This window comes from Duganella levis (assembly GCF_009857605.1).
In the GTDB taxonomy this organism is placed as follows: Bacteria; Pseudomonadota; Gammaproteobacteria; order Burkholderiales; family Burkholderiaceae_D; genus Rugamonas; species Rugamonas levis.
The window spans coordinates 173,217-181,070 of the sequence record NZ_WWCT01000012.1 but is presented as its reverse complement, the minus strand read 5'-3'; the positions used below and the strand labels follow the sequence as shown (position 1 = coordinate 181,070).

At 65.6% G+C, this 7,854-nt stretch carries 4 protein-coding genes; 2 read left to right on the top strand and 2 right to left on the bottom strand.

Features of this window, described 5'->3' with window-relative positions; all coding sequences use genetic code 11:
* Positions 1 to 1,263 (top strand): efflux transporter outer membrane subunit (locus tag GTP69_RS16270; protein ID WP_161055838.1); only part of this gene is annotated, 1,263 nt, incomplete at its 5' end.
* 3 nt (positions 1,264 to 1,266) lie between these two features.
* On the opposite strand, the gene GTP69_RS16265 is transcribed toward GTP69_RS16270, so the two are convergent.
* Entirely contained in the window at positions 1,267 to 3,549 is a 2,283-nt protein-coding gene (locus GTP69_RS16265; protein ID WP_161055837.1) for an FdhF/YdeP family oxidoreductase, read from the bottom strand.
* Between the two features lie 75 nt (positions 3,550 to 3,624).
* On the bottom strand, positions 3,625 to 6,138 hold the full coding sequence (locus GTP69_RS16260) for an excinuclease ABC subunit UvrA (protein ID WP_161055836.1): 2,514 nt from the start codon (positions 6,136 to 6,138) through the stop codon (positions 3,625 to 3,627).
* A 207-nt stretch (positions 6,139 to 6,345) separates the two neighbouring features.
* On the opposite strand from GTP69_RS16260, the gene GTP69_RS16255 reads away from it, so the two are divergent.
* Positions 6,346 to 7,854 (top strand): extracellular catalytic domain type 2 short-chain-length polyhydroxyalkanoate depolymerase, encoded by a 1,509-nt coding sequence (locus GTP69_RS16255; RefSeq protein WP_161055835.1) that lies wholly within the window; start codon positions 6,346 to 6,348, stop codon positions 7,852 to 7,854.

Genomic DNA, 7,854 nt, shown 5'->3' with positions numbered 1-7,854 from the left:
GTTTCCGCCCAATGGTGGACCGTCTTCGGCTCCGACGACCTGAACCAACTGGTCGCCGCCGCGCTGCAAGCCAGTCCCGACCTGCAAGCCGCCGACGCCGCCCTGCGCGCCGCCAGCGAAACCGCCGCCGCCCAACGCGGCGCCTTCCTGCCAACCGCCGACCTGCACCTGCAACCAAGCCGCCAGCGCGTGGCCGACACCCTGTCCAGCCCAACCGCCTCCGGCGCCAACCTGTACACGCTGCACACCGCACAACTCAGCATCGGCTACACGCCCGACGTGTTCGGCGCCACCCGCCGCCAGGTAGAAGCCGCCGACGCCCAAACCGACCTGGCCCGCTACCAGCGCGACGCCGCCCGCCTGACGCTGACCACCAGCATCGTCAACGCCGCCATAGTCGAAGCCGCCCTGCGCGCACAACTGGACGCCATGCAACAGCAAGCCACCATGGCGCGCCAACAGCTGGACGCCGTCCGCAAACAGCAACAAGCCGGCCAACTCGGCGCCGCCGACGTCGCCGCCCAGGAAGCCGCGCTGGCGCAAGTCGAAGCCACCCTGCCGCCATTGCAAAAGCAACTGGCCCAGCAACACAACCTGCTATCCGCCCTGGCCGGCCGCTACCCGAGCGAAGGCATCGCCGAACACCTCGACTTCAGCAAATTAACGCTGGCGACCGAACTGCCGCTCAGCCTGCCAGCGCAACTGGTCGAACAGCGCCCCGACATCCGCGCCGCCGAAGCGCAACTGCACGCCGCCTCCGCCCAGATCGGCATCGCCGCCGCTGCACGCCTGCCCAACATCGCCCTGACCGGCACGCTGGGCAGCTCCGCCCTGAGCGCCGGCACCCTGTTCAAATCCGGCGGCGGCTTCTGGAGCATCGGCGCCGACCTGGCACAACCGTTATTCCACGGCGGCACCCTGCTGCACCAGCAACGCGCCGCCGAAGCCAGCTACGACCAGGCCGCCGCCCAGTACCGCAGCACCGTGCTGACCGCCTTCCAGAACGTGGCCGACACCCTGCACGCCATCGACGCCGACGCCCAATCGCTGCGCGCCGCCGCCACCGCCGAACAGGCCGCGCACAAAAGCTGGAGCATCGCCCAGCGCCAATGGCAACTCGGCCTGACCGGCTACCCGCCGGTGCTGCAAGCCGGCCAGGCCTGGCAGCAGGCCAGCATCGCCCTGATCCAGGCCAAGGCCAGCCGCTATACCGACACCGTCGCCCTATACCAGGCCCTGGGCGGAGGCTGGCAAAGCGACTAGGCGCTAGGCGACCGTCAGCCGGATCGCGATCGACTTGGCGGCCGGCACCTTGCTCTCCAGCGCGTGGTGCGACAGCGCCATCAACGGATTGCACTCCGGGTAGTAGCCGGCCACGCAGCCGGCCGGCACGTCGTAGGCCACCAGCCGCAAGCCATCGACGCTGCGGGCGATGCCGTCCGACGTCACCGCATGCGCCTGCACCAGCTGATCTTCCGCCAGCCCCAGCCGAGCCAGATCGCCGGCGTTCATCAGCAGCACTTTGCGGCCGCCCTTGATGCCCCGGAAGCGATCGTCCTCGTTGTAGACCGTGGTGTTGAACTGGCTGTCGCTGCGCACCGTGAACAGGCGCAGCACATCGGCATGCGGCGCGGCCTGATCAGGATCGGCGTCCATCGTCTTTGGCACGATGAAATTGGCCTTGCCGTTCGGCGTCTTCCACTGCCGATGCGCGGCCGGCACCGGACGGCGGAAGCCACCCGGCGTCCACATGCGCTCATTGAAGTCATGGAAGATATCCGGGAAGGTCCGCGCAATGGCATCGCGCACGCGGCTGTAGTCGTCCACCCATTCCTGCCATGGCACCGCCGGATTGGCATCCAGCGTAGCGCGCGCCAGCCCGGCGACAATTGCCGCCTCCGAACGTAGCAACTCCCCGGCCGGCTCGACGCGGCCTTTGGAACCGTGCATGCAACCGGTGCTGTCCTCCACCGCCACCGCCTGCTCGCCGCCGGCCTGTCGGTCAATCTCGATCCGCCCCAAGCATGGCAGAATATACGCGATCTCGCCATGCACCAGATGGCTGCGATTCAGCTTGGTCGACACCTGCACCGTCAGCCGCAGCCGCGACCAGGCCGCCTCCATGCGCACCGTATCGGGGATCGCGCGCAGGAAGTTTCCGCCAAGGCCGATAAAGGCACTGACCGATCCGTCCAGCACACCCTCGCAGGCTTCCACTGTATTCAAACCTTTTTCGCGCGGCGGTTCGAAATGATAGAGCTCCTTCAGCTTGTCGAGCGGCGCCAGTTCCGGCTTTTCCGTGATGCCGACCGTGCGCTGGCCCTGCACATTCGAATGCCCGCGCACCGGGCATATGCCGGCGCCCGGCTTGCCAATATTCCCGCGCAGCAGCAGGAAATTGGACACCATCTGCACATTCAGCACGCCGTGCGGGTGCTGGGTCAGGCCCATGCCGTAGATGCCGATCACCTTGTCGGCGGCCGCATAGGTGGCGGCCGCCGCCACCAGGTGGGCCTGCGCCAGCCCGGACTCGGCTTCGATGTGTTGCCAGCTGGTGGCCCGCACCTCCGCCACAAACGCGTCCAGTCCGGCGGTATGCTCAGCCAGGAAATCCACATCCAGCACGCGCGCCGCACCGGCCGCTTGCGCCGCGTCGTCCGCCTCGATCAGCGCCTTGCACAGGCCAAGTAACGCGCCAATATCGCCGCCGGCACGCACTTGCAGGTACTGAGTGCTGATGGTGGTTTCGGCCGGCGTCAACATCTCACGCGGCGACTGCGGATTGGAAAAATTCAGCAGCCCCGCCTCTTTCAGCGGATTGAAAGTGATGATCGGCACGCCGCGCCGGCGCGCCTCCTGCAACTGGTGCAGCATGCGCGGACTGTTGGTGCCGACGTTCTGGCCGAAGAAGAAAATGCAGTCAGTCTGCTCGAAATCGTCCAGCGACACAGTGCCGATCGGCACGCCGATAGTCTTGGGCAGCGCCACCGAGGTGCTTTCGTGGCACATATTCGAGCTGTCCGGCAGGTTGTTATTACCGTACATGCGCGCCAGCAGCTGGTACATGTACGAGGTTTCCAGCGACGCCCGGCCGGAAGCGTAAAACACCACGCCCTTGCGTTTTTCCGCGGGCACCGCGCGCAGCTCGCGGCCGATCTCTGCAAACGCCGTCTCCCAGTCGACCGGCAGATAGCGGTCGCTGGCGGCATCCCATCGCAGCGGCGTGGTCAGGCGGCCGACCGACTCCAGCGCGCAATCGCTCCAGTCCAGCAATTCGGTGACTGTATGGGTGGCGAAGAAATCCGGTTCGCAGCGCTTGCTGGTGACTTCCCAGGCGGTGGCCTTGGCGCCGCTCTCGCAAAACTCAAACGGATGCGGATTGGCCGGCTTGGCCCAGGCACAGCTGACGCAGGCAAAGCCGTCCGTTTTGTTCTGGTGCAGCAGCAATTTGCTGCCCTCGATCAGCACATGCTCGTGCAGCAATGCGTTGCTGACTTCCTTGACCGATCCCCAACCGCCTGCCGCGTGCCCCTGTTCGCCGTGTTTCATCCGCTATCCTCCCAAAAAAGATAGTGTGCGATACGGCTGGCGGGCAAGCTGTACGCCAGCGTACCGAGACGACCTTCACGGCATGACGCTGCGCAGATAAGGCGCGGTTCGGCTGCTCTTGTGACGCGCCACCTCGGCCGGCGGACCGCTGGCGACGATGTTGCCACCCTCCTCGCCGGCGCCGGGACCGACGTCGATCAGCCAGTCGCTGTCCGCCAGCACCTGCATATTGTGCTCGACCACGATCACGCTATTGCCGGCATCCACCAGCTTGTGCAGTTGCGCCAGCAACAGGTCGATGTCGGATGGATGCAGGCCGGTGGTCGGTTCGTCCAGCACGTACAAGGTGTCGCCCCGACTGGTGCGTTGCAGCTCGGTCGCCAGCTTGATGCGCTGCGCCTCGCCGCCGGACAGCTCGGTAGCCGGCTGCCCCAGCCGCAGATAGCCGAGGCCGACGGCGCGCAGCACGTCCAGAGCGTGGCGCAGCGGCGGCACCTCCTCGAAGAATTCCCAGGCCGCGTCCACCGTCAGCGCCAGCACCTCGGCGATGTTGTGATCGCGATAGCGCACCGCCAGCGTTTGCGGGTTGTAGCGCGCACCCTCGCATTCCGGGCACGGCGCGTACACGCTGGGCAGGAACAGCAACTCGACCATGACGAAGCCTTCGCCGGAACAATGCGGGCAACGGCCCTTGGCGACGTTGAACGAGAATCGTCCGGCATCGTAATGCTTGGCCTTGGCCGCGCGCGTGCCGGCGAACAGCTTGCGCACGTGGTCGAACAGGCCGGTATAGGTCGCCAGGTTGGAGCGCGGCGTGCGGCCGATCGGTTTCTGGTCGACCTGCACCAGCCGCCGCAGCTGCTCCATGCCGCCGGCGATATGGCCTTGCAGCTCGCCTGGCTCGGCCGAATCCAGCAGTTCCTCACTCGATTCGACCGGCTCGGCGGCCACCGGCTGGCCCAGTTGCGCCTGCACCAGCTGGATCAGCGCCTGGCTGACCAAACTGGACTTGCCGGAGCCGGACACGCCGCTGACGGTGGCCAGCACGCCCAGCGGAAAATCCGCATCCAGCCCACGCAGGTTGTTGCGAACCACACCGCGCAGTTGTAGCCAGCCATTCGGCTGGCGCGGCTCGCGAGTGGTCCGCTCCGCCGCGCCGAACAGATAATGCGCGGTACGCGACTCCTTTATCGCTTTCAGCCCGTCGGGCTTGCCGCTGTATAGCACCTTGCCGCCATGCTGCCCCGCCTTCGGGCCGACATCGATAATCCAGTCGGCATGACGGATCACATCCAGCGCATGCTCGACCACGAACAGCGAATTGCCGGCTGCCTTCAACCGGTCCAGCGCGCGCAGCAGTGCTTCGGTATCGGCCGGATGCAGGCCGGCCGACGGCTCGTCCAGCACATACACCACGCCGAACAGGCTGGAGCGCACCTGCGTGGCCAGCCGCAGCCGCTGCAATTCGCCCGGCGACAAGGTCGGCGTGCCGCGCTCCAGATTGAGATAGCCGAGACCCAGGTCCAGCATCACTTCCAGCCGCGCCAGCAAGTCGGCGGAAATGCGCTGCGTCACCACTACCTTTTCCGGCGACTGTTTCCCCTTGCGCGCCGGCGGCTTGCCGGCCGCATACGGCTGCAACAACTGCGCCAACTGGCGCAACGACAGGCGGCTGATTTCCGTGATGTCATGCCCGGCAAACGTGACCGATAGCGCTTCCTGGCGCAGCCGCTTGCCCTCGCAAGTCGGGCACGCCATGCTGACCAGATACTGCGCAACGCGCTTCTTCATCAGCGCGCTCTCGGTGCCGGCAAAAGTCTGCAACACATACTTGCGCGCGCCGGTGAAGGTGCCCTGATAGCTCGGCGTTTCCTTGCGCTTGAGCGCGCGCTTGGTCTCAGCCGGCGTCAGGCCGGCGTACACCGGCACCGTCGGCTGCTCGTCGGTGAACAAAATCCAGTCGCGTACTTTCTTCGGCAACTCGCGCCACGGCGTATCGACATCGTAGCCCAGCGTGACCAGGATATCGCGCAGGTTCTGGCCATGCCAGGCGGTCGGCCAGGCGGCGACGGCGCGTTCGCGGATGGTCAGGCTATCGTCCGGTACCATCGATTTCTCGGTGGCCTCGTAGACGCGGCCCAGGCCATGGCATTGCGGGCAGGCGCCCTGCGGCGTATTCGGCGAAAACGACTCCGCATACAGCAGCTCCTGCCCGGCCGGATAATCGCCGGCGCGCGAGTACAGCATGCGCAGCGAATTCGACAAGGTGCTGACGCTGCCCACCGACGAGCGCGTGGTCGGCGTGCCGCGTTGCTGCTGCAAGGCCACCGCTGGCGGCAGGCCGTCGATGGCGTCGACTTCCGGCACCGGCATCTGGTGAAACAGCCGCCGCGCATACGGCGATACCGATTCCAGATAACGCCGCTGCGCCTCCGCATACAGCGTGCCGAACGCCAGCGACGACTTGCCCGAGCCGGACACGCCAGTGAACACAACCAGCGCATTGCGTGGGATGTCGACATCCACATTTTTCAGATTGTGTTCGCGCGCGCCGCGCACGCGGACGTAGCCGTCGAAGTCGGAAGACATGGGCAGTCCATTAAAAGGTGATAGTCAAAGCATAGCCGAACGGCAGTCTCAAGCACTGTACGCAGACGCACCGTGCCTCGGCGGCTCAGCCATTTGCGTGGGCGAGACAGTAGAAATACCAGCCCCGCGCCACGCCATAAGTTTGGCATTACCATCACTTTCCCGCGCTCACCGGCGCGCTCAAAACAGATAACAGGAGACTTCAATATGGCTACTTTCGTCCGGCAGTTCCGTATCCGACAGATCCTTCTTTGCACGCTGACCTGGGCCGCGTTCGCCGCCTCCGCCACCCCGGTATCGCTGCCCTCTTACAACATCGATCCAGCGCTGAGTTCGGTCTCCGGCCTATCGTCCGGCGGCTTCATGGCGGTGCAATTGCATGTCGCGTATTCCGCCACTTTCCGCGCCGGCGCCGGCATCGTCGCTGGCGGTCCGTTCGACTGCGCACAAGGTTCCGTGGTGACCGCGACCGGCCCCTGCATGGCCGCCACCAGCGCCAGCAAGCCCGCCACCAGTACGCTGATCAGCACCACCGACAGTTGGGCCAGCCAGGGTAGCATCGACGCCACCAGCAACCTCGCCGCCTCGCGCGTCTACCTGTACTCGGGCAGCATCGACAGCACCGTCAAGCAACTGGTGATGAACGAGGCCAACACCTACTATCAGCACTACATCAGCAGCGCCAACATCTTCTACAAAAACAACCTGGCGTCCGAACATGCGATGGTGACCGACGATTTCGGCAGCGGCTGCAGCGTCAAGGCCAGTCCCTACATCAACAACTGTAACTTCGACCTGGCCGGCGAAATCCTGAAATGGATCTACGGTCCGCTGAATGCCCGCAACACCGGCACGCTCGGCGGCAGTTTTATCGAATTCAATCAGGCCGAGTTCATCGCCAGCCCGGCCAGCCACGGCATGGCGACCAGCGGCTGGGCTTACGTGCCGGCCAGTTGCGGCGCCGGCCAGCAGTGCAAGGTGCACGTGGTACTACACGGCTGTCAGCAAGACCCGACCAAAATCCAGGACAAGTATTACCGCAACACCGGCTACAACCGCTGGGCCGACACCAATAACATCGTGCTGCTGTATCCGCAGACCGCTCCCAGCAGCAGCGGCAATCCCAACGGCTGCTGGGACTGGTGGGGTTATGACGACGTCAATTATGCGAAGAAAAGCGGCCGGCAGATGGCCGCCATCAAGGCCATGGTTGACCGCGTGGCGGCCGGTACCAGTGGCGGCGATGGCGGCGGCGGTGGCGGCGATGCCCTGCCCGCGCCAACCGGCCTGCAAGTCACCGGCGTGACCACCACGTCCGTCACGCTGGCATGGAACGGCACGGCAGGCGCCGCGGCCTACGATGTCTACCGTGGCGGCGCCAAGGTCAACAGCGCGCCGGTCAGCACCACCACTTATACCGACAGCGGCTTGGCGTCCGGCGCGACCTACAGCTACACCGTCAGGGCGCTGACGGCGGCCGGAGCCGCTGGCGCAGCGTCCACCAGCGTCACGGCGACCACCACGCAGTCCGGCTACGCGTGCACCACCACCACCGCCAGCAACTACGCGCATGTCACGGCGGGCCGCGCGATCTACAGCCTCGGCTATGCGCTGGCCATAGGCTCCAACCAGAACATGGGACTGTATAACGTGTTCATCACCACCACGCTGGCTCAGACCAGCGCCGGTTACTACGTAATCGGCAATTGCCCGTGA